This window comes from Cronobacter malonaticus LMG 23826, assembly GCF_001277215.2.
GTDB lineage: Bacteria > Pseudomonadota > Gammaproteobacteria > Enterobacterales > Enterobacteriaceae > Cronobacter > Cronobacter malonaticus.
Window position 1 is genome coordinate 3220371 of sequence record NZ_CP013940.1, and the last position, 19120, is coordinate 3239490.

Sequence of the window (19120 nt, forward strand, 5' to 3'; positions counted from 1 at the left end):
GGGGATTCTTCCCTGAATGCTTAAGGATTAACTATTTTTTACTTTGAGTCGCTGCTGCTTTTTTTGCTAAATCTAAAATAAGCTCTAGATCCGCTCGAAATTCATCAGGGTTTGGTAAGGCTGTCTGTTTATATGCAGGCTGGTCATGAGCATCAGTAATGCGATGGCATTTTGACCAGAGTTCAGAAATCGCAATACAACACTCACGCTCAAGCCCACTTAATTTATGTAAATTGCCAACTCCTATAATTTCACTGAATCTAACCACAATCCCAGCGAATATCACATCCTCAACCATTTTCTCAACCGTTGATCTCATACGGCTATATAATCTTCGCATAGAGTTGTCTTGCTCAGCATTGGGATATATAGGCCAAGGATCTAATTGTCGAGACTCTTGTTTTAACTTTTCAACTCTAGTTTTATAGCTGACTTTGTCCCACGGTAAACCATCATAAACGCAGCCGGAAAACTCTCCCGTCCATTGCAGGTGATGTATTAAGCTATCGACATTATTTTTCTCGGTAGCAAATATTAACTCGCTTAAAAAAGCGATATCATGCGTGAGAATTATTACCTGCCGATTTTTTGCTTCTTCAACCAATCTTGTTGCTACTCGTCTTCTTCTATGATGATCAAGTGAAGAGACAGGATCATCAAAAATGATCCCACATGAATGGTTGGCAAGCTTTAATTCAGCAAAAAAAGATGCTAACGATACAGCCCTCTGTTCCCCTTCACTCAAAATTAAATCCACCTTATTTGAGACAGGTATATCCAAAAGCAAACTATAAAAAACCTTCCCTTTAGAAACTCTTGGTTTGAGAACTGTTTTTATATGAGAAACACCCAGTTTAAAAAATTCTTCATCCAACTCTTTTTTTAAAGAATTGCCTATTATTGAATTTGCAAAGAACTTAGATTTATCTGATACTTTTTTTGATATTGCTGAAAAGCTAATAGAGTTAAGAGTGTTATATAACTTTAACCTACCAACTAAAGAAATTAAGCCATCTAATTTCTCCGCAAGCATAATTCGCGCTTTGAGTTCTTTACTTTCCTTTATTAGAGCGTCAATCTTTCTCTTTTTAGATGCTTGCTTATATAACCTTGCTTCACGTAACTTGCTAGCAGCCAGAAGCCTTAGCTCTGAAATTGGATTATAATCAAGTTCGATATTCACGAAGTTCTTACTGTCAATCATTGAAAGCATCGCAGTCTTTGTATTGATAATATCTTCTTGATACTTATTAACTCTTTCAATTAATTCGCTATACTCATTACCAATTTCAATATGTATTGCAGCATTAAAACTAAAATCAAGGGTAGCAGTATATATTTTTTCTCTAGCTGTTTTTAGTGCGGATTTTCTTTCATCTAATAATTTAGATATATCATCATTAATAAACTCATTGAAGCGTAACATTCTGTCAGTTGCATCGGATATAGGTTGCTGGCATAAAACGCATTTTGCATCACTACCAACGGAGGGGAAATCATGGTCTGGATAAGCACAACTGAGTGAGTATTTTTTTGCGGACAGAAATAGATCCCTCCAGATACTTTCACCAGTATTAGGCAATAAATCATCTCCGGCCGCAAGTTTTTGCGCTGATTCATTTAATGCCTTTTCTGCATTAGTAACGCCTTCAATCAACGTTTTAAGCCTTGTCATGGCCGCGTTATTTATAAACTTACTTTGATTATTGATCCTAACGCAAAGCTCTTTTATATGCGATACACTTTTTAGTAATTCTTTATACTTTTCCTCCGGATTTTTTTCTGCCAGAACTCTATCTAGTTCTTTATCCCTACTTAGCTCAAGATCACTTAAAGTGGCTAAATCTCTTAATTTTACAATATCTGTTTTATGGTCCAATACTTTACATATATCAGATACACTAGTGCCATCTGTAAACACTTGAGTTATCTCTTTATTTACATCTATAGTTTTAGCCTCGACTAAAATTTTTTCTGCTAATTTAGGAATTATTGTATTTGCAAATTCCTCAAGAATATCGAGACCGCGAGGTAAATAAGCAGCCTCGCCTTCTTTCAGATATGATGATGCACAAAGAGTATCAAAAACACTAATTGAGGACAACAATTCTGGGGAGGGTGAATTATAAGACCATTGTAAATCGTGTTCATTCCCATTCAGAGAAATTTTAAATTTCCCGTTAGGTATATTGGATGAATAGCCAGGCAGGTTTACATTAGGGAGTATCGCACCACCTTTATCTCGTGCTCTACATGCGTGCTTGAGAACTCGCCCGTATCCTGATTTTCCCGCACCGTTCATACCATAAATTATGGTAATCCCATTATCACAGAATGCAATTTTTTGGTCAGGCGCAATCCTGTTCACGTGAACAAGACTACTTAGTTCTTTAATCTTAATGACTTGATCATTAACCGCTGAAACCGGAATATGATCCTTATTTAAGGGGAGAGATTCTAATTTATCGGGGGGCAATATTTTATTTTCAATCTTTATCAATTCCAATAATTCTTCATAATCACTATCCTCCAATGAGGGAGAAGCCAATTGTCTCCTTAAGCAGTCTCTTGCCCAGAGGGGTAGCTCGGAACCAGACCATTTCAATATTTCCTGTAAGACATCCATGATAGCCTCTAACAGTTATTTTTATAGATAAGAATTGCCACCTATCTTTCATATAATAGCGTTGATAGGGAATTTAATAAGCAATTCATAAGGTTAGACTGTATCGCATCCACCGAAGACATTGGAACAAAGAAGAACACGCTCTTCAATTTAATTTAACTCTCTCATAAACATCGACATATGCGACACTGTTATGTTTTAAGTGAAGAATTCATTTAACGCAACCGAAAGCATTTTAAACTGAGTCTATTCTTTCACATTTTATCCTAACCTACTGATTATTCGATGAACCTGAGATAATCGCCAAGTCCCAGCATGAGACGTAGTTATGCCCAAATGATTAAGTGCATTGGTAATCTTTCTCTGAGATAAGCCCTGCGGTCTGAAAGTTAGAACCGCTATACAACGAGTTGTCGCCCAAGGGCTTCGAGAAGCAATAAACGTTTAAAGCAATGCGGCTATAGTTGCTCTGGAAACGCCGTATTCGCGCGCTAAAGCACTGACACTAGTTCCATTATTCTTTTTCTCGATAATCGCTCTACCGGCTTCTGGGGCGATTCTCGACGGTCTTCCCAGCTTCTTACCTTCGGCTTTTGCCCGAGAAAAGCCCGCTTTCAACAGGTCACGTTCCATCTCAGCAACCGCTGCCAGTAACGACATTAGCAGCTTACCGACAGCAAAAATGAGATCAATTGTTCCAAGCTGGTGGACGATCACCTTGATACCTCGATCAGATAAAAATCGGACTGACTGGAGCACATCAATAGCATCGCGCCTCAGACGGTCGAGTTTTTCCACTACAGGTGTAGTGAAATAGCACGCTAGATCACTACACATAAAATCGGCCCAAAGTGTAGTAATTTGCCTTCAATTAAGTAACACAGTGTTGTATATTAAAGCTCGAAAGGCAAATTACCACAACAAGGGTAAGCTATGGCTAATATCGGTTATGTTCGTGTATCAAGTGTTCAGCAGAACACAGAGCGCCAGTTAAACGGCGTTGTGCTCGATAAAGTCTTTGAAGAAAAAAGCAGCGGCAAAAACACCGACCGAGCACAATTTGCCGCAATGATGGACTATTTGCGGGAGGGCGATGTGTTGCACGTTCATAGCATTGACCGCCTTTGCCGTAATACTGCTGACCTACTGGCAACCGTCGAAAAGCTGGCACAGCGCGGCGTTGTGGTGCAGTTTCATAAAGAGGGTTTTAAAACTGGCGACAATAACCCTGTAGGCAACATGATGTTAACCGTATTGGCTGCCGTGGCACAGATGGAACGCGAAACGATGCTACAGCGCCAGAAAGAGGGCTATGAAGCAGCAAAAGCAGCAGGGCGTATTGCCGGACGAGGTAAAAGTGCCACAATCGATCGGGAAGCGGTCAAGGCTGATTTAACCTCTGGTCTATCCATCCGCAAGGCCGCCGAGAAACACGGGATAAGCACAAAAACGGTCATGACCATCAAGTCAGAATAAAGGCCACCACGCCTCACAGAACGCCACCATATTGCTATGGTGGCGTTTTTGCATCCTGATTATATAACGCACCACCGATATAGTCAGAACGCTCCATGGCAGCAAAACCATGCAAGTTTCAACATTCCACTCGAGCTAAAACTTATATTAGTGAATATATACATTTGCTTTTATATGTTACAGGTATATAGTTTCATGAGTTATTATTTCGAGGTGAAACATGAAAAAGATCTTAAAAACGCGCAATGCAGAGCTTGCCGGGATTGGGCGCACATCATTCCGGTTAGAAGACACCACATGGACAGCGCTCGATATGCTGGCGGCAAAGCGCGGGATTCGTTGGCAGGATTGGGCGAGTGAAGTGTTGGCGACACAGCCTGATGCGCCAAACAGGACAGCTCTGATACGTGCAGCACTGGCTGATGAGTTAATGGCTGAGCGAATTGTTCCCCTCACGGAAGCTGGATCAGTCGAAGCAGGCGCCCATCATGAGATTATCGGCAACGGCTACTGGCGGATTAATGACGAGCAACTCCAGAGCGAGCTAGACGGCGCAACCATCGTCACCCGTGATAACTCATTTGCGGCGTTTACCTTACTGACTGGTTACAGAGACAAAAGCTACGGCGGATCACCATTCGTGATCATCCAGAACGAGCTACGCGGTCAGCTACATCTCATGATCGCTCCAGACGTTGATTAAGGAGGAAACAATGAAAGTTAAAACACTTCCAGCAAGTGAGACGGCTTACTTTTTGAGAGCCAAGCTGGGCAACGTCAGGGCATGGGATGATTTATTAGCGGATATGCGGCGCGGAAGGGCTAGCTATCACGGTGAGTTCTTATTTCCTGTCGGAAGGTATTCCGCCACTCGCCCCCCTCGCCCGGTTTATCTATTTAGTGAAGTATGTGAGTTCGTCGAAAAAGTCTCACGCCTTTGCCCTCCCCCCGCCAAGCCGCACATGCTGTCTATTCTTGAGGTTGACATTGACCTCACCGATAAGCGGCATTGGAGCGTTCGCCCTCCAATAGCGACAAGCTGAAAGGCTGGCAATGAACAACTATCAACAAACAGCGGATTCAGCCTTGAAGCAATTCAGGGCTACCGCCGTCATCGACTGGCTCGACGTTGAGATTCGCACAGAACGCCCAACACAACACCAACACATCCGCAGAGCGCTGAGAGAGATAACGAGCGTTAATCGCTGGTGGGTTGAGGCAATCGACATGCAGCCCGGTGATGTTACTGACACATTCCGCATTCGCTTTCATGACGAGTTGGCGAACAACTATCAGCAGCTCCGTGCTGCGCTCCATGCGTTAGCCAGACGGTTCACGTTTGCAACCGAACCGACTATTGCCGGGATAGAGATCAGTTGTGACTTCTGGCACAAACAACAGTCAGTTGAAGCAACACGCGCCCTCACATACCGGATGCAAACAAGCCTGTTCGCCCCGGGCACCAATCATCGCCAATACAACGGCGACAACAGCAGTAACCAATTTCTTGATAAGCCCGGCAATCGTATAAACCCGGCTTATAACATGCGGATTGGCAACGAAGATGATGCCATTTCATGGCAGTGCTATCACAAACGCACCGACAAGAAGCAGCCGCTGCCGCTTCGCCAGCAACGTGCTCGCATAGAGGTGACATTGCAGGGTGACGCGCTACAGCAACACGGCTTCGGTCTTCTCTCCGGGCTGCAACACTTCCCGTTTGAAACGCTCGCCAGCCTGTTCACGTTCCGCCGTCCGATAGCTACGGCACAGATGGCAGAGGGAGATCTGTTCCGACTCATTTCAATCAACTGGATACGCTCATACAGAGATGCAACGGCGGAACGCGGCATTCACTCGTTCAGCACTGTAGGGCAACGCGACAAGAGAGGCAGAACACGGACAGAGAGTAGTCACCTGACAGCAGACAAAGAACTGAGTAACAGGGTTAGAGCAGCGTTGCGAAACCTACACCCGTGAATATCCATTCCAAAAAAGTGTGCGGACTTTGGAGCAGTGATCCGCTTGCTGGCTGGGCTGACGCGCAGTGACCTAATAACTTAAATACTTACACCCTCTAACCAACTACGTTTACACACAACAACAGGTAACAGGGAAAACCGGAAGTGAGAAGCGGAGCGGCGAACTTCACCAACAAGCTGTCAGGAACATGACCGCTGAAAAGTAAGTAGTCTTAGGTTTTAACAGTTCCCTTTCAGGGAGAGCGTTTAAAAACTTCGGTGTTCGAAAAACAAAACCTTATACTTGGATTACTGGCAATTATTCTCAGCCAGACTCACCACTATAGCACCACGGCTTTTTTACCGTGAAATATGCCATCCTGATAAAAAAACTCGCCAGGGAGCCTTACAACGCGTTTGAACCGCATATTGCGGCTTCTGCTTACGAATAGCTGTCTGATTAGTAGTAGATTTATGGCCCAGTCCGGTTTGCTTTATATTGCTATCAACAAGGGAGCCGCCCGGACGACACGGAGATAACGCTTGAGAACCGTCGAAATACTGCAATACACCTTACGCAAAGGCAGCGGTGCCGCTTTTCACACCATCATGCAGAAAATCAGTGTTCCCCTACACCAAAGCCACAGGATCGATGTCGTGTCGTTTGGTAACTCGTTACATGACCCAGATTGTTACTACCTGATCCGCGCCTTTGACAGTGCTGAAAGCATGGCTACGGTTCTTGATGCTTTTTACGCTAGCGATGACTGGCGCAGCGGCCCACGCGAAGACATCGTTGGCAGCATCGAAACCAGTGTTAAGACAGTGATTAGCCTACCATCGGAAAGCGTGGAAGGGCTACGGGTGCAATCGTAGGTTAACGGGCTTCACCTGACGCGTTTTGAGCGCCACCAAATTTCGCACCATAAATACACCAGCCTTAATAAAAAACGCGCCAGAATCGTTCTGAGCGCGTTAGAGTAAGAGAAAAAGTCAGACTATTGCGGTTCTTTCCGCGATTTATTGCTCTGCTTAATCCGTAGCGCATCAGCTACCGCATCTACACCATCTTCGCAAACAAACGGAGCAACTTCCGGTAGCCCTAACGTAACGCTCTCAAGCACAGCATAGAGGGCTGCTGGTGGATGATCTTTGCTATAACGATTCTCTGTTTCGCCAGAGCCACGGATATGTCCAACAAACTGAGCACGAGTCTCGCTGTCGATTCCTGCTTGTTTGAGCCTTGTAGAAAACGTGTGACGGAATGAATGGAACGATTTCTTACTGTCTTTTTCAAAGCCTAATCGCTCTTTCAGCAACGAGCGGTTAAACCAGTCCGAAGCCTTATCGCCATATCCTTTTACAGAGTGGTAAGGAAGCTCAGGAAATAAACGCGCATGACCTGCTTTCTTCAATGCTACGCAATAGCGGATTAATCCAAGTTTTATCAATGTCGGATGCAACGGTATTTTTCTTCGTGAATTAATCGTTTTCAGTGACTGATCGGCCCGTTCGTTGCTGATTTCAAAGAAATAAAACCCGGTAGCATCCTGCTTAATATCATCTAGATAAAGTTGGCATAACTCATTAATCCTTGCTCCGGTAAAGAATCCGATGAGTGGCAACCAGTAATGAAATGCACGGTAATGATGGAAGCGTCCCTCGCTATTTCTATCCACAGTTCCACGTTTAAACCAAGGGCGGTTAAAAATAGCGTGCAAATCCTCATCAGTGAAATCAGCTTTGAAGTCCTGATCCATCTTTTCATTTACTACAGGAGCGAAGAATTGATTCGCTGGGGACTTAATAAAAATACCTTCTCCATCAGCCCACCTGAAAGCTTCGAAGATAACCCGCATATATTTACGAACGGTGTTATCGCTCATTAGAGAGTCGCCATTCTCTTTTGCTTTAACCGCTAGCTCATGAATATCATTGATTTTGTATCGGATTTTAGCTAAATCACGCCGTGCAGGTATCGACCTTAGTAAGCTCTCATACTCACGGAGATAGTCACGATCTACTTTTATAAGCTTTGGATCACCCATGACTTCAACCAGTAGGCTAAAACCTTCCCGAACTCGATTCTCTGCCTTTTCCGTGAATTTTCCCCCGCGCTTGTAGCGAATATATTTTTCACATAGCTCGCTCATTTTCACCGAGTAGTATTTACGATTTACATACTCATTCTCCGGCAATGATGGGGACAATATTGCAGTGGATATTGCTTTTGGCTTCTCAGGAGTCACTGGAGATAGTGAGGGGCTATATGACAGCCAAAATAATCGTAAGCGCTCGGCTTGCACACGATGAATCATTAATGAAGTAGGCGTGATTTCGACACCGGGAAGGTCAACGAACCAAGCGGCTTTGGATGAAGCCTCTGAGGATTTAAATGCGGTTTCTGCGTCTAGCGGCTCGCCAGCGATAATCTGACGTAATATACGTGAAGTAACCAAAGGCTGGATATAACCGTTAAGAGAACCTCTGATCCCGATGTTAATGGCACTATCGATGATAAATCCAGAAGCCTCAGGATCATCTTTATCAACGAGTGAAAGATCTTCTACATAGTAGCCAGGACGCCCATCAGCAAGCCAAAAAAGTGGGATATTCGTATCAAGTAGTCGCTGCGCCACTTGTTGCAGGGAAGCGCTCGTTAAACTGCAAAATTCAGCGAGGCTGATCATTCCTTCTCCAGCCAAAGCAGGCGCACTGCTTACCAACTTTTCTCTATCCAATTTTTGATACTCACCCAGACATCGCTGCCAGACAGCCAATAGGACTACGGCAATCGCTCTCGCTTTTCTGATGTCGTTTGTTTCTGTTGAAGCGTGAATCTCACGCTGTCCCGTGTAGAGACGGTATCGGGCGGGAACTGCAATACGGACAACATAAATACCGCTGCTACGGCGATACAGATTATCACGTTGAGCCATCGGCTGTATGACCTCTATGTAGTAGAGGCTACGCGATTTCACTCTTAATAAATTTAATGTTAATTAAATCAATGATATAGAAGTGACTGGTGCCGATAATAGGAGTCGAACCTACGACCTTCGCATTACGAATGCGCTGCTCTACCAACTGAGCTATATCGGCCCTGAGGAAGGGTGTGCGTGAGCACGGGGTAAGAGGTTATGAAAAAGTGGGTGATGCGTCAATGCCCTTGCGATTCAAGCGGCGATTTTTGCATCACCCGGCCCTCCGTTAAGCACGAATCGTATCGTCGCCGTAGCCGATCCACTTGTAGGTGGTCAGCGCTTCGAGGCCCATCGGGCCGCGGGCGTGAAGCTTCTGCGTGCTGACGGCCACTTCGGCGCCAAGACCAAACTGCCCGCCGTCGGTAAAGCGCGTCGAGGCGTTCACGTACACCGCCGACGAATCCACTTCATTCACGAAACGGTCGGCGTGGCGCAGCGTGCGGGTGAGAATAGCGTCCGAATGCTGGGTGCCGTGCTCGCGAATATGCGCGATGGCCTCGTCGATGCCCGCCACCAGCTTTACGTTAAGATCGAGTGACAGCCATTCGTCGTCGAACGCTTCCGGCTTCACCGCCACAGCGGCCGCCGGGCCGCCGGAAAGCAGCGCCAGCGCGCGCTCATCGGCATGCAGCGTCACGCCGCGTTCGTGCATCGCGCGGCTCAGTTCCGGCAGGAAACGTTCTGCAATGGCCTCATGCACCAGCAGCGTCTCCACCGTGTTACAGGTGCTCGGGCGCTGGGTTTTGGCATTGGTGATGATCTTGAGCGCAGGCGCGAATTCCGCCGTTTCATCAACGAAAATATGGCACACGCCGATGCCGCCGGTGATAACCGGAATGGACGACTGCTCGCGGCAGAGCTTATGCAGCCCTGCCCCGCCGCGCGGGATCAGCATGTCGATGTATTTGTCCATGCGCAGCATTTCACTGACCAGCGCGCGGTCCGGGCTTTCGATGGCCTGAACGGCCGCGGCAGGCAGGCCGCACTCTTCCAGCGCTTTCTGAATCACTTTGACGGTCGCCGCGTTGGTGCGCCAGGTCTCTTTGCCGCCTCTGAGAATCGCCGCGTTGCCGGTTTTCAGGCACAGCGAGGCGACATCCACCGTCACGTTCGGGCGCGCTTCATAAATCACGCCGACCACGCCGAGCGGCACGCGGCGACGCTCGATGCGCAGACCGCTCTCCAGCAGGCCGCCGTCAATCACCTGCCCTACCGGATCGGCCAGATGACACACCTGGCGCACGTCGTTCGCAATGGCGTGTAAACGCGGCGGGTTGAGCGCCAGGCGATCCAGCAGCGCCTCGCTCAGCCCGCTGCGGCGCGCCTCCAGCAGATCCTGCTCGTTGGCGAGTAAAATCTCTTCGGCGTTCGCTTCTAAATAGTCGGCGATTTTCTCCAGCACGCGGTTTTTCTCGCGCGAGGAGAGCAGCGCCATCTGATATGAGGCGGCTTTGGCCGCCTGGCCCATCTGCTCCAGCATGGCAGGCTCCTTATTGGGTGATCATGTCGTCGCGGTGAACCGCTACCGGGCCATATTCATAGCCGAGAATGGCGTCAATCTGCTGCGAGTGGTGTCCGGCGATGCGGCGCAGCGCGTCGCTGTTATAGCGGGAGACGCCGTGGGCGATGTCGCGCCCTTCCAGATTACGGATGCGAATCACTTCGCCGCGCGAGAAGTTGCCGGTCACGCTTTTAATGCCTTTTGGCAGCAGCGAACTGCCGCGCTCCAGAATGGCCGACTGCGCGCCCTCGTCGACGGTGATTTCGCCTGCGGGCGGCGCGCCGAAGATCCAGCGCTTGCGGTTCTCCAGCGGCGTCTGCTGCGGGTGGAAGCGCGTGCCGACCGGCAGCCCTTCGATAACATCGTTAATCACGCCCGGCTTGCTGCCCGCCGCGATCACGGTTTCGATGCCCGCGCGGCCCGCGACGTCCGCGGCCTGAAGCTTGGTGCCCATGCCGCCGGTGCCAAGCCCGGAGACGCTGTCGCCCGCAATCGCGCGCAGCGTATCGTCAATGCCGTAAACATCCTGAATCAGCTCGGCCTGCGGGTTATTGCGCGGGTCGGCGGTGAAGAGGCCCTGCTGATCGGTCAGCAGCAGCAGTTTATCGGCGCCCGCCAGAATCGCCGCCAGCGCCGAGAGGTTATCGTTATCGCCGACTTTGATTTCCGCCGTGGCGACCGCGTCGTTTTCGTTAATCACCGGCACGATGCGGTTATCCAGCAGCGCGGTGAGGGTGTCGCGCGCGTTCAGGAAGCGCTCGCGATCTTCCATATCCGCGCGGGTCAGCAGCATCTGCCCCACATGGATGCCGTATATCGAAAAAAGCTGCTCCCAGAGCTGGATCAGGCGGCTCTGCCCGACGGCCGCCAGCAACTGCTTGGAGGCGATGGTCGCCGGCAGTTCCGGGTAGCCCAGGTGCTCGCGCCCGGCCGCAATCGCCCCGGACGTGACGATGACAATGCGATGCCCGGCGGCGTGTTGCTGCGCGCACTGGCGCACCAGTTCGACAATATGGGCGCGATTCAGGCGGCGGGAGCCGCCGGTCAGGACGCTGGTCCCCAGTTTCACCACCAGGGTCTGGCTGTTACTCATGATGTTTTGCCGTATCAACGAAATTGGAAAAATTAAACCCAAAACGACGTTGTAACAGGAGAGCGCGCCCTTGCCAACTCCCGGCCGGAAAAACCGCACGCCGCGCAGGCGAACCGGCAAGGATAGCGGCGGATTTTGATAGTTTTATTACCGTTTACGAAAAATATATCTTTTTAAAATTTATCTTACTTTGTCATATTTTTTTCATATCCGACCGTTAAAACCCATCTTGTTTTTTCACAGGTCTTTGACCCGCGAATTTTAGCGCGTAAATAATGATTGGGATTAATGATGAAAAAGAGCACTCTGGCATTAGTGGTGATGGGTATTGTTGCGTCTTCTGCTGTTCAGGCCGCAGAGGTGTTTAATAAAGACGGAAATAAAGTCAATATTTATGGTCGCGTAAAAGCCATGCATTATATGAGCGACGACGCGAGCAACGACGGCGATAAAACTTACGCGCGTCTGGGCTTCAAAGGTGAAACCCAGGTCAACAGCGACCTGACCGGTTACGGCCAGTGGGAATATGAGATCGCCGGCAACCGCGCCGAAAACGACGGCTCCCAGAAAACGCGTCTGGCATTCGCGGGTCTGAAAGTAAAAGATTTTGGCTCGCTGGATTACGGCCGCAACCTGGGCGCCCTGTATGACGTGGAAGCCTGGACCGATATGTTCCCGGAATTCGGCGGCGACTCCTCCGCGAAAACCGATAACTTCATGACCAAACGTACCTCCGGCGTCGCGACCTACCGTAACACCGATTTCTTCGGCGCTGTTGACGGCCTGAACATGACCCTGCAATACCAGGGCAAAAACGAGCGCTCGGATTACTCCACCGCGAATGGCGACGGCTTCGGCACCTCGCTGACTTATGATTTCGGCGGCAGCGATTTCGTCCTGGGCGGCGCGTACACCACCTCTGACCGCACCAACGTGCAGGAGCTGAAAGCCCTGGGCGGCGGCGAGCGCGCTGATGCCTGGGCCGCTGGCGCGAAGTATGACGCCAACAACCTGTACCTGGCGGTGATGTATTCTGAAACCCGCAACATGACCCCGATTAAAGGCGCTGCCGCCGCCGATCAGGGCTTTGCCAACAAAACCCAAAACTTCGAAGCCGTGGTCCAGTACCAGTTCGACTTCGGTCTGCGTCCGTCCCTCGGCTACGTGATGCAGAAAGGCAAAGATATCGAAAACGGTATCGGCGACCAAGATCTGGTGAATTATGTTGATGTGGGCGCGACCTACTACTTCAACAAAAATATGTCCGCGTTTGTGGATTACAAAATTAACCAGATTGATGAAGACGACGTAACGCGTCGCCTGAAAATTTCTACCGACGACATCGTTGCCGTCGGTCTGAACTATCAGTTCTGATTATTCTCAGGCGCGGAAATACGCCGCGCCTGAATAAAAACTGTGGCTACGAAAAAAAATAACCCCGCGTCGGTGGGGTTATTTTTTATGCGTTATTTAAGTATTAACTGAAACGCGGCTCAGGCAGAAAGCTTCAGATCTTCTGTTACCGGCTCCAGTTTTAAATCCATCGAGGCGAGCAGCGCACGCAGTCTTTCGTGAAAATCACGCAGCGTTTGCGAAAGCTTTTCTTTGACCTCGTCCTCTTTGATAGGCACCGCCGTCCAGTCGCCCTCTTTATCAAACAGGCCGAACTGCCAGGTATAGGTAAAGCGGTCTTCATGCGCTTCCAGCTCCATCCACCAGCCCCAGAATTCACGCTTCTCCGGCGCGGGTTTGACGTTGACGCAAACAGCCAGGCAATCAAAGAAGAAGCGGTTGCCTTCACACTGCTCTTCCCGAATATACGGGCCAAGGGCAGTGAATTTCTTAATCATCCTGCTTTTCGGGTGTCCACTCGGTAACGTCATTGCGATCTCCTTTTGTGAAGCCATTGTTTTACCAAACCAATGGAAATTAGCCAATCATTAACGCAATTTATGGTTTACCCACCCGGAAATCTGATGCAGCGCCTTATCAAAGTTGCTGTACACCGGCGAAGTGGGGATCTCCAGCAGCTTACCGTCCACAGATGACGAGGCGATTAAACGCGACTCCTCCTCCGGGCTGAAAATGTCGTTTTTCCAGTAGCCTGCAAGCATCGGTATCGGGCAGCGGCGGCCGAGCAGCCCCTGGGTTTTCAGCGAATAGCGGTTGAGCTCGACACGCAGCGCGTTGTCCGAGGCGTCATACATGCCAAGACGGCTCGCCAGCACATCCATATACATCTCCGGTACCTGGTCCTGCCGTGCCGGATCGCTGAAAAGCTGATGCACTATCGGGCCGAGACAGGCCACGGCTTTAAGGCGCGGCGCTTCAAGATACGCGAGGCGCACCGCCACGTTCGCCCCGAAGCGAAACCCAAACGCCGCCACGCGGGTGTGATCGACCCACGGCAGATTCGGCAGAGCCTGAAGCACATGTTGATGCAGCAGGCTGGAATCCTGCGTCAGCGTCCATTTGGACGACGCGCCGACCGAGGGCATATCGATCGTGAGCATCGCGATGCCGAGCGGCGCGAAGTAACGCTCGAAAAGATTAAAGTAGTCGCTTTGTAGCGCGTCCAGCCCGCCGCAAATCAGGACGGTCGGGAATGGCCCCTGCCCGCCTTTGGGAAGATGCAGAAAGCCGGTGATGGTCGCGCCGCCGGGGATCGGGAACGAGAGCTCGCGCAGTTCGCCGGAGAGCCGCGTGGCGGCTTCTTCATACGCGCGGTTCGCCAGCACCTGCGCCTGTTCGGCGAGCGTATCGCCTTTCAGGTGCGGATAGGCGGCAATGCTGTAGAGCGTGGAGGCCATCAGCCAGGCCTTGCCGATGGCCGCTTCGTCGGTCTCCTGCCCGGCGCGCTGTTGCCACGCCATCGCCTGCTTCGACCACTCAAAAATCCAGTTACCGCCGCGATAACCGATGACCGTATCGAAATGCGCGGGATCGGTGCGTTCGGCGTCGCTCAGCACGATGCGCGACTGCACTTCAAGGATTTCCCGCGGATCGACGCCGCGCCAGACCCACATCAGCCGGTTAATCATGCGATACCACTGCGGCACTGTTTTACCGTCCAGCGTGGACTGGATCACCGGAGGCGGCGCGTGCTGAAGACGACGCACCAGCGTCGAGGTTTCCGGGTATTTAAACCGCGGCTTAAACAGGGTTTCGCTCAGATTGGCCTGCGACATGCTTTCTGCCTCCGTAAAAACAGCACAAAACATGATTGTACTCGCAGGCGGCGGATAAAAACAAAAACGCCCGGCAGTGCCGGGCGTAAAGATGCGTAAGGACGGGATTAACGGCCGGACAGCGGCGGCACAAACACCACGCCCATATCCCACGGCTGCTCGATCCAGGTGTCCTGCGGGATGTCGATGACGTAGTCGTCCACCAGCGGCTGGCCTGCCGGTTTAGCGAAAATCGTCACGAAGCGGGCTTTCGGGTACATCTCACGGATAGCGACTGCGGTGCCGCCGGTATCCACCAGGTCGTCCACCACGATAAAGCCTTCACCATCGCCTTCTGCGCGCTTGATGACTTTCAGTTCGCGCTGGTTGTCATGGTCGTAGCTGGAGATACAGACGGTATCGACGTGACGGATACCCAGTTCGCGCGCCAGCAGTGCGCCAGGCACCAGACCGCCGCGGCTGACGGCGATAATGCCTTTCCACTGATCGGCAGGCAGCAGGCGGCTCGCCAGCTTGCGCGCGTGGATCTGTAACATATCCCAGGTGACAACGTATTTTTCGCTCATGTGAAGTGTCCCGGCCAGTTTAAAAAACGGCTTAAAAAGTGTTCAGGGGGAAAATAGGTTGCGCGAGATTATAGAGATCTGAGCCGCTAAAAACCAGTGCCACGCGGCATGGGCCGTGGTTTTTGCTCGCTTTGGTCTGCACAGCATAAAAGAAAGTGGTATTCTCGGGCTATTGCCCAGGCCCGTCTTGCGGCACATCACAACGATAACCCAGAGGCCCGTACGCCGCGCTGCACCGGGCCCAGTCAAGGAGACTTAACGTGTCTGAACTGTCTCAACTCTCCCCTCAACCGCTGTGGGATATTTTCGCGAAAATCTGCTCCATTCCGCATCCGTCCTACCATGAAGAACAACTCGCCGAACACATCATGGGCTGGGCGAAGGAAAAAGGCCTGTTCGCCGAACGCGACCAGGTGGGCAACATTTTAATTCGCAAACCGGCGACCGCCGGCATGGAAAACCGCAAGCCGGTCGTGCTGCAGGCCCACCTCGATATGGTGCCGCAGAAAAATAACGACACCGTTCATGATTTCACGAAAGATCCTATCCAGCCGTATATCGATGGCGAATGGGTGAAAGCGCGCGGCACCACGCTTGGCGCGGATAACGGCATCGGTATGGCGTCCGCGCTCGCGGTGCTGGCTGACGAAAACGTCGTACACGGCCCGCTGGAAGTGCTGCTGACCATGACCGAAGAAGCCGGCATGGACGGCGCGTTTGGTTTGCAGGCAGGCTGGTTGCAGGCCGATATCCTCATTAATACCGATTCCGAAGAAGAAGGCGAAATCTATATGGGTTGCGCCGGCGGTATCGATTTTATCTCCACGCTGCCGCTCTCCCGCGAAGCTATCCCGGCCGGTTTTGAGACGTTTAAACTGACGCTCAAAGGGCTGAAAGGCGGCCACTCCGGCGGCGATATTCATCTGGGCCTCGGCAACGCCAACAAACTACTGGCGCGTTTCCTGTGCGGTCATGCGCAGGCGCTGGATCTGCGTCTGGTGGATTTCAACGGCGGTACGCTGCGTAACGCCATCCCGCGCGAAGCGTTCGCGACCGTTGCGGTGCCTGCCGCTAACGCGGGCGAGCTGAAAACGCTGGCGAATACCTATCTCGATATTCTGAAGAATGAGCTCTCCGTTAAAGAGAAAAACATCACCGTTGTGCTGGAAGCGGCCACGACCGACAAAGCCGCGCTGACCGCGCAGAGCCGCGATGCGTTTATCGCGCTGCTGAACGCGACGCCGAACGGGGTGATTCGCAACTCTGACGTGGCGAAAGGCGTGGTGGAAACCTCCCTGAACGTGGGCGTGGTGACCATGAACGACGAGCAGGCGGAAATCATCTGCCTGATCCGCTCGCTTATCGACAGCGGTAAAGATTACGTGGTGAGCATGCTGGAATCGCTCGGCAAGCTGGCTGGCGCGAAAACCGCGGCCAAAGGCAGCTACCCTGGCTGGCAGCCGGACGCGAGCTCGCCGGTGATGGCGCTGGTGCGTGAAACCTATCAGCGTCTGTTTAACAAGACGCCGAATATCCAGGTGATCCACGCCGGTCTGGAGTGCGGGCTGTTCAAGAAGCCGTACCCGCAGATGGATATGGTGTCAATCGGGCCGACCATTACCGGGCCGCACTCGCCGGATGAGCAGGTACATATCGAAAGCGTGGGCCACTACTGGACGCTGCTGACCGAGCTGCTGAAAGCGATCCCGGCGAAGTAAGCGTTTGATGTAAAAGAAAGGCGGCCCTTGGGTCGCCTTTTTTGTTGTGGCGGGGTGGGAAACGGCGGGTGCGCTGCGCTTACCCGCCCTACGGGGTTTAACGGGGGATGTCAGCGGCGGGTGCGCTGCGCTTACCCGCCCTACGCTTCCCGACGGTTATCATCCTCCAGGGTGGGTAAGCGTGAGCGCACCCACCTTCCAGTATGGCGCGCCCACCTTTAAACGCGGCCGCGATCACTTCACCGGCGTAAAACCTTTCCCCGTAAAACACCGCGTGGGATTGCCGCGTTCTATCTGATGATGAAACAACCGCCGCTGCGCTTTTTGCCCTGCGCTCTGCGCGTCGCGCTGCGCTTCGAGCTTATGCGCAATCAACAGCGTCGCCAGCCTTTTATTGGCATGCTGGCTGCGCTCTGACCGCACCTTTACGCTGATGCCGGTCGCCACATGCGTGGCGCGTATCGCCGAATCGGTTTTATTGACGTGCTGCCCGCCCGGCCCGGAGGCGCGCAACGCGTCAAAACGAATGTCGCTTTCCGGCATCTCGCCCACCGGCGTAAACACCGCCGCGCCGATAAACCAGTTTTTACGGGCATGACGCGGGCGATACGGGCTTTCGCATATCCACTGCACCGTCCCGCACCAGCGCTGCGCGAGCGGTTGCGCGTTTTCGCCTTCAAGCGAGACCAGCGCCGAGCGCAGCGTACCGGCGCGGGGCCCCGGCTCTTCTTCTATGACCGACAGCCCGACATGCGCCTGCGCCGCCTCTTTGCGCAGCGCCTCCAGCGCTTTGCTGACGGCCAGACAACATTCGTCCGGCCCCTGCGCGGAAGAGAGTTGCAATAGGATCATTCGCTTCGCTCCCCGCTGGTTTTTAAAGTCAGCACCGGTTTCAGGCGCGCGAGCGGCTTCACCAGCCCCGCGCCCGTCAGGCACTGCATCACGCTCTCTATCGATTTATACGCCTGCGGCGCTTCTTCGTAGATAAGCTGGCGGTCGCGGCAAATCACCCGGCTGCCAAAGGCCGTACGGGAGAGTTGCGCCGGACTGAATTTACCGGAAAGACGGCCCTTGCACTCGGTACGCATCCATTTACGGCCTGCGCCGTGCGCCAGCGAATCGAGCGCCTCGCTGCCGCCCGTCGGCTGCACCAGATAGCTGTAATCGCCGCGCGATCCAGGGATAACGACCGGGCCGAGATCGGCGGGCGTCGCACCTTTACGATGCAGCCAGCCCTGCGTGTCGCCTAAGGTGTAAGGCGCAAGCAGGTTATGGTTAACATCAAGCACCGGCTCGCCGGTCTCTTTGATATGCGCCAGCAAACGACGCGCGATGAGCGCACGGTTGGCGACCGCGAAATCGAGCGCCTGCTGATGCTGCGCCAGATACTCGCTGGCCTCTTCGCTGCCCGCTTCCAGCCCGTCGTGGGAGAAGCGCTCAACGTGGGCGCGCAGGATCTGCTGACCAAACCCGCGCGAGCCGCTGTGCGCCAGCAACAGGAGCTGCGCAGGGCGAATGCCGAGCGCCGCAATCGCGTCGTCGTCATAGACGCTGTCGATTTGCTGCAGCTCCGCAAAGTGATTGCCGCCGCCCACCGAGCCAAGCGACGCCGCGTACGGGTGCGCAGCAAGCGACGGCGGCAGCGCCGCTTCCAGCCAGTCGGCCGGGGCGATATCGCTGTAGGTTTGCAGGCGCTTTTCGAGTTTATCGAGGTTGAGCTTGCGGGTTAACAGCGAGGTTTGCCACAGCGCCATGCCGCAGCCAATGTCATTACCCACCAGCGCCGGGTAAAAACGAGTAACGGAGAAAAAGGCCGCGCCGATGGGGTAACCGCGCCCCGGATGCAGATCCGGCATGCCGACCACGCGGGTCATTCCCGCAAGCCTGGCGGTGGTTAAGAGTTGTTGCGTGGCGGCGCTTTCGATCCAGAGATCGTCCGACGCAAGATATGCGACAGCGTCAGACAAGGGACGAATAAAATTGCCCATATACCAATCCATAATGTGG

The 19120-nt window shown here is 52.1% G+C and carries 16 protein-coding genes, 1 tRNA gene and 1 pseudogene; 7 read left to right on the plus strand and 11 right to left on the minus strand.

What is annotated here, in order from left to right:
* Positions 1-31: 31 nt before the first annotated feature.
* Positions 32-2626, minus strand: coding sequence for an AAA family ATPase (locus tag AFK66_RS15165; protein ID WP_007777705.1), 2595 nt, complete (start codon positions 2624-2626; stop codon positions 32-34).
* Positions 2627-3070: 444 nt separating this feature from the next.
* Positions 3071-3433 (minus strand): annotated as a pseudogene (locus AFK66_RS15170) (recombinase family protein); the annotation flags it as partial.
* Between the two features lie 126 nt (positions 3434-3559).
* Here AFK66_RS15170 and AFK66_RS15175 point away from each other — a divergent pair.
* From AFK66_RS15175 to AFK66_RS15195, 5 genes are all read left to right on the plus strand, one after another.
* Entirely contained in the window at positions 3560-4102 is a 543-nt protein-coding gene (locus AFK66_RS15175; RefSeq protein WP_007777701.1) for a recombinase family protein, read from the plus strand.
* Between the two features lie 220 nt (positions 4103-4322).
* Complete coding sequence (locus AFK66_RS21655; protein ID WP_071603061.1) at positions 4323-4805, plus strand: ribbon-helix-helix domain-containing protein; 483 nt, start codon at positions 4323-4325, stop codon at positions 4803-4805.
* Between the two features lie 10 nt (positions 4806-4815).
* Entirely contained in the window at positions 4816-5145 is a 330-nt protein-coding gene (locus AFK66_RS15185) for a hypothetical protein (RefSeq protein WP_032967860.1), read from the plus strand.
* A gap of 10 nt (positions 5146-5155) precedes the next feature.
* Positions 5156-6082 carry a hypothetical protein gene (locus AFK66_RS15190; RefSeq protein ID WP_007777699.1) on the plus strand — a complete coding sequence of 309 codons (927 nt, stop codon included), beginning with the start codon at positions 5156-5158 and terminating at the stop codon, positions 6080-6082.
* 524 nt (positions 6083-6606) lie between these two features.
* Positions 6607-6939 carry an NIPSNAP family protein gene (locus AFK66_RS15195; protein ID WP_032967859.1) on the plus strand — a complete coding sequence of 111 codons (333 nt, stop codon included), beginning with the start codon at positions 6607-6609 and terminating at the stop codon, positions 6937-6939.
* Between the two features lie 122 nt (positions 6940-7061).
* Here AFK66_RS15195 and AFK66_RS15200 read toward each other — a convergent pair whose 3' ends face one another.
* From AFK66_RS15200 to proB, 4 genes are all read right to left on the minus strand, one after another.
* Positions 7062-9002 (minus strand): site-specific integrase, encoded by a 1941-nt coding sequence (locus tag AFK66_RS15200; protein WP_007777695.1) that lies wholly within the window; start codon positions 9000-9002, stop codon positions 7062-7064.
* Positions 9003-9089: 87 nt separating this feature from the next.
* Positions 9090-9165: transfer RNA gene (locus tag AFK66_RS15205), tRNA-Thr, on the minus strand.
* 108 nt (positions 9166-9273) lie between these two features.
* Positions 9274-10527 (minus strand): glutamate-5-semialdehyde dehydrogenase, encoded by a 1254-nt coding sequence (gene proA / locus AFK66_RS15210; protein WP_023899367.1) that lies wholly within the window; start codon positions 10525-10527, stop codon positions 9274-9276.
* Positions 10528-10537: 10 nt separating this feature from the next.
* Positions 10538-11641, minus strand: coding sequence for a glutamate 5-kinase (proB, locus tag AFK66_RS15215; protein ID WP_004385346.1), 1104 nt, complete (start codon positions 11639-11641; stop codon positions 10538-10540).
* Positions 11642-11932: 291 nt separating this feature from the next.
* Between proB and phoE the strand changes: the two genes are divergently transcribed.
* Positions 11933-13015, plus strand: a complete 1083-nt coding sequence (phoE, locus tag AFK66_RS15220; RefSeq protein ID WP_032968628.1) for a phosphoporin PhoE — start codon at positions 11933-11935, stop codon at positions 13013-13015.
* A 119-nt stretch (positions 13016-13134) separates the two neighbouring features.
* Here the strand turns inward: phoE and crl are convergent, their stop codons facing one another.
* From crl to gpt, 3 genes are all read right to left on the minus strand, one after another.
* Positions 13135-13524, minus strand: a complete 390-nt coding sequence (gene crl / locus AFK66_RS15225; RefSeq protein WP_007777688.1) for a sigma factor-binding protein Crl — start codon at positions 13522-13524, stop codon at positions 13135-13137.
* A 57-nt stretch (positions 13525-13581) separates the two neighbouring features.
* Positions 13582-14829 (minus strand): esterase FrsA, encoded by a 1248-nt coding sequence (gene frsA, locus AFK66_RS15230; protein ID WP_023899370.1) that lies wholly within the window; start codon positions 14827-14829, stop codon positions 13582-13584.
* A gap of 107 nt (positions 14830-14936) precedes the next feature.
* Complete coding sequence (gene gpt / locus AFK66_RS15235) at positions 14937-15395, minus strand: xanthine phosphoribosyltransferase (RefSeq protein WP_007698209.1); 459 nt, start codon at positions 15393-15395, stop codon at positions 14937-14939.
* Positions 15396-15655: 260 nt separating this feature from the next.
* Between gpt and pepD the strand changes: the two genes are divergently transcribed.
* Positions 15656-17113 carry a cytosol nonspecific dipeptidase gene (gene pepD / locus AFK66_RS15240; RefSeq protein ID WP_023899371.1) on the plus strand — a complete coding sequence of 486 codons (1458 nt, stop codon included), beginning with the start codon at positions 15656-15658 and terminating at the stop codon, positions 17111-17113.
* Positions 17114-17347: 234 nt separating this feature from the next.
* On the opposite strand, the gene prfH is transcribed toward pepD, so the two are convergent.
* On the minus strand, positions 17348-17965 hold the full coding sequence (prfH, locus tag AFK66_RS15245) for a peptide chain release factor H (RefSeq protein WP_007777445.1): 618 nt from the start codon (positions 17963-17965) through the stop codon (positions 17348-17350).
* Positions 17962-19101 carry an RNA ligase RtcB family protein gene (locus tag AFK66_RS15250; RefSeq protein WP_007777443.1) on the minus strand — a complete coding sequence of 380 codons (1140 nt, stop codon included), beginning with the start codon at positions 19099-19101 and terminating at the stop codon, positions 17962-17964. The genes prfH and AFK66_RS15250 overlap by 4 nt, the downstream gene beginning before the upstream one ends.
* Positions 19102-19120 lie beyond the last annotated feature (19 nt).

Bases quoted from the DNA above. Each gene is read 5' to 3' on its own strand.
- AFK66_RS15165 (WP_007777705.1), bottom strand. From the start codon at position 2,626: ATGGATGTCTTACAGGAAATATTGAAATGGTCTGGTTCCGAGCTACCC.
- AFK66_RS15175 (WP_007777701.1), top strand. From the start codon at position 3,560: ATGGCTAATATCGGTTATGTTCGTGTATCAAGTGTTCAGCAGAACACA.
- AFK66_RS21655 (WP_071603061.1), top strand. From the start codon at position 4,323: ATGAAAAAGATCTTAAAAACGCGCAATGCAGAGCTTGCCGGGATTGGG.
- AFK66_RS15185 (WP_032967860.1), top strand. From the start codon at position 4,816: ATGAAAGTTAAAACACTTCCAGCAAGTGAGACGGCTTACTTTTTGAGA.
- AFK66_RS15190 (WP_007777699.1), top strand. From the start codon at position 5,156: ATGAACAACTATCAACAAACAGCGGATTCAGCCTTGAAGCAATTCAGG.
- AFK66_RS15200 (WP_007777695.1), bottom strand. From the start codon at position 9,002: ATGGCTCAACGTGATAATCTGTATCGCCGTAGCAGCGGTATTTATGTT.
- proA (WP_023899367.1), bottom strand. From the start codon at position 10,527: ATGCTGGAGCAGATGGGCCAGGCGGCCAAAGCCGCCTCATATCAGATG.
- proB (WP_004385346.1), bottom strand. From the start codon at position 11,641: ATGAGTAACAGCCAGACCCTGGTGGTGAAACTGGGGACCAGCGTCCTG.
- phoE (WP_032968628.1), top strand. From the start codon at position 11,933: ATGAAAAAGAGCACTCTGGCATTAGTGGTGATGGGTATTGTTGCGTCT.
- crl (WP_007777688.1), bottom strand. From the start codon at position 13,524: ATGACGTTACCGAGTGGACACCCGAAAAGCAGGATGATTAAGAAATTC.
- frsA (WP_023899370.1), bottom strand. From the start codon at position 14,829: ATGTCGCAGGCCAATCTGAGCGAAACCCTGTTTAAGCCGCGGTTTAAA.
- gpt (WP_007698209.1), bottom strand. From the start codon at position 15,395: ATGAGCGAAAAATACGTTGTCACCTGGGATATGTTACAGATCCACGCG.
- prfH (WP_007777445.1), bottom strand. From the start codon at position 17,965: ATGATCCTATTGCAACTCTCTTCCGCGCAGGGGCCGGACGAATGTTGT.
- AFK66_RS15250 (WP_007777443.1), bottom strand. From the start codon at position 19,101: ATGGGCAATTTTATTCGTCCCTTGTCTGACGCTGTCGCATATCTTGCG.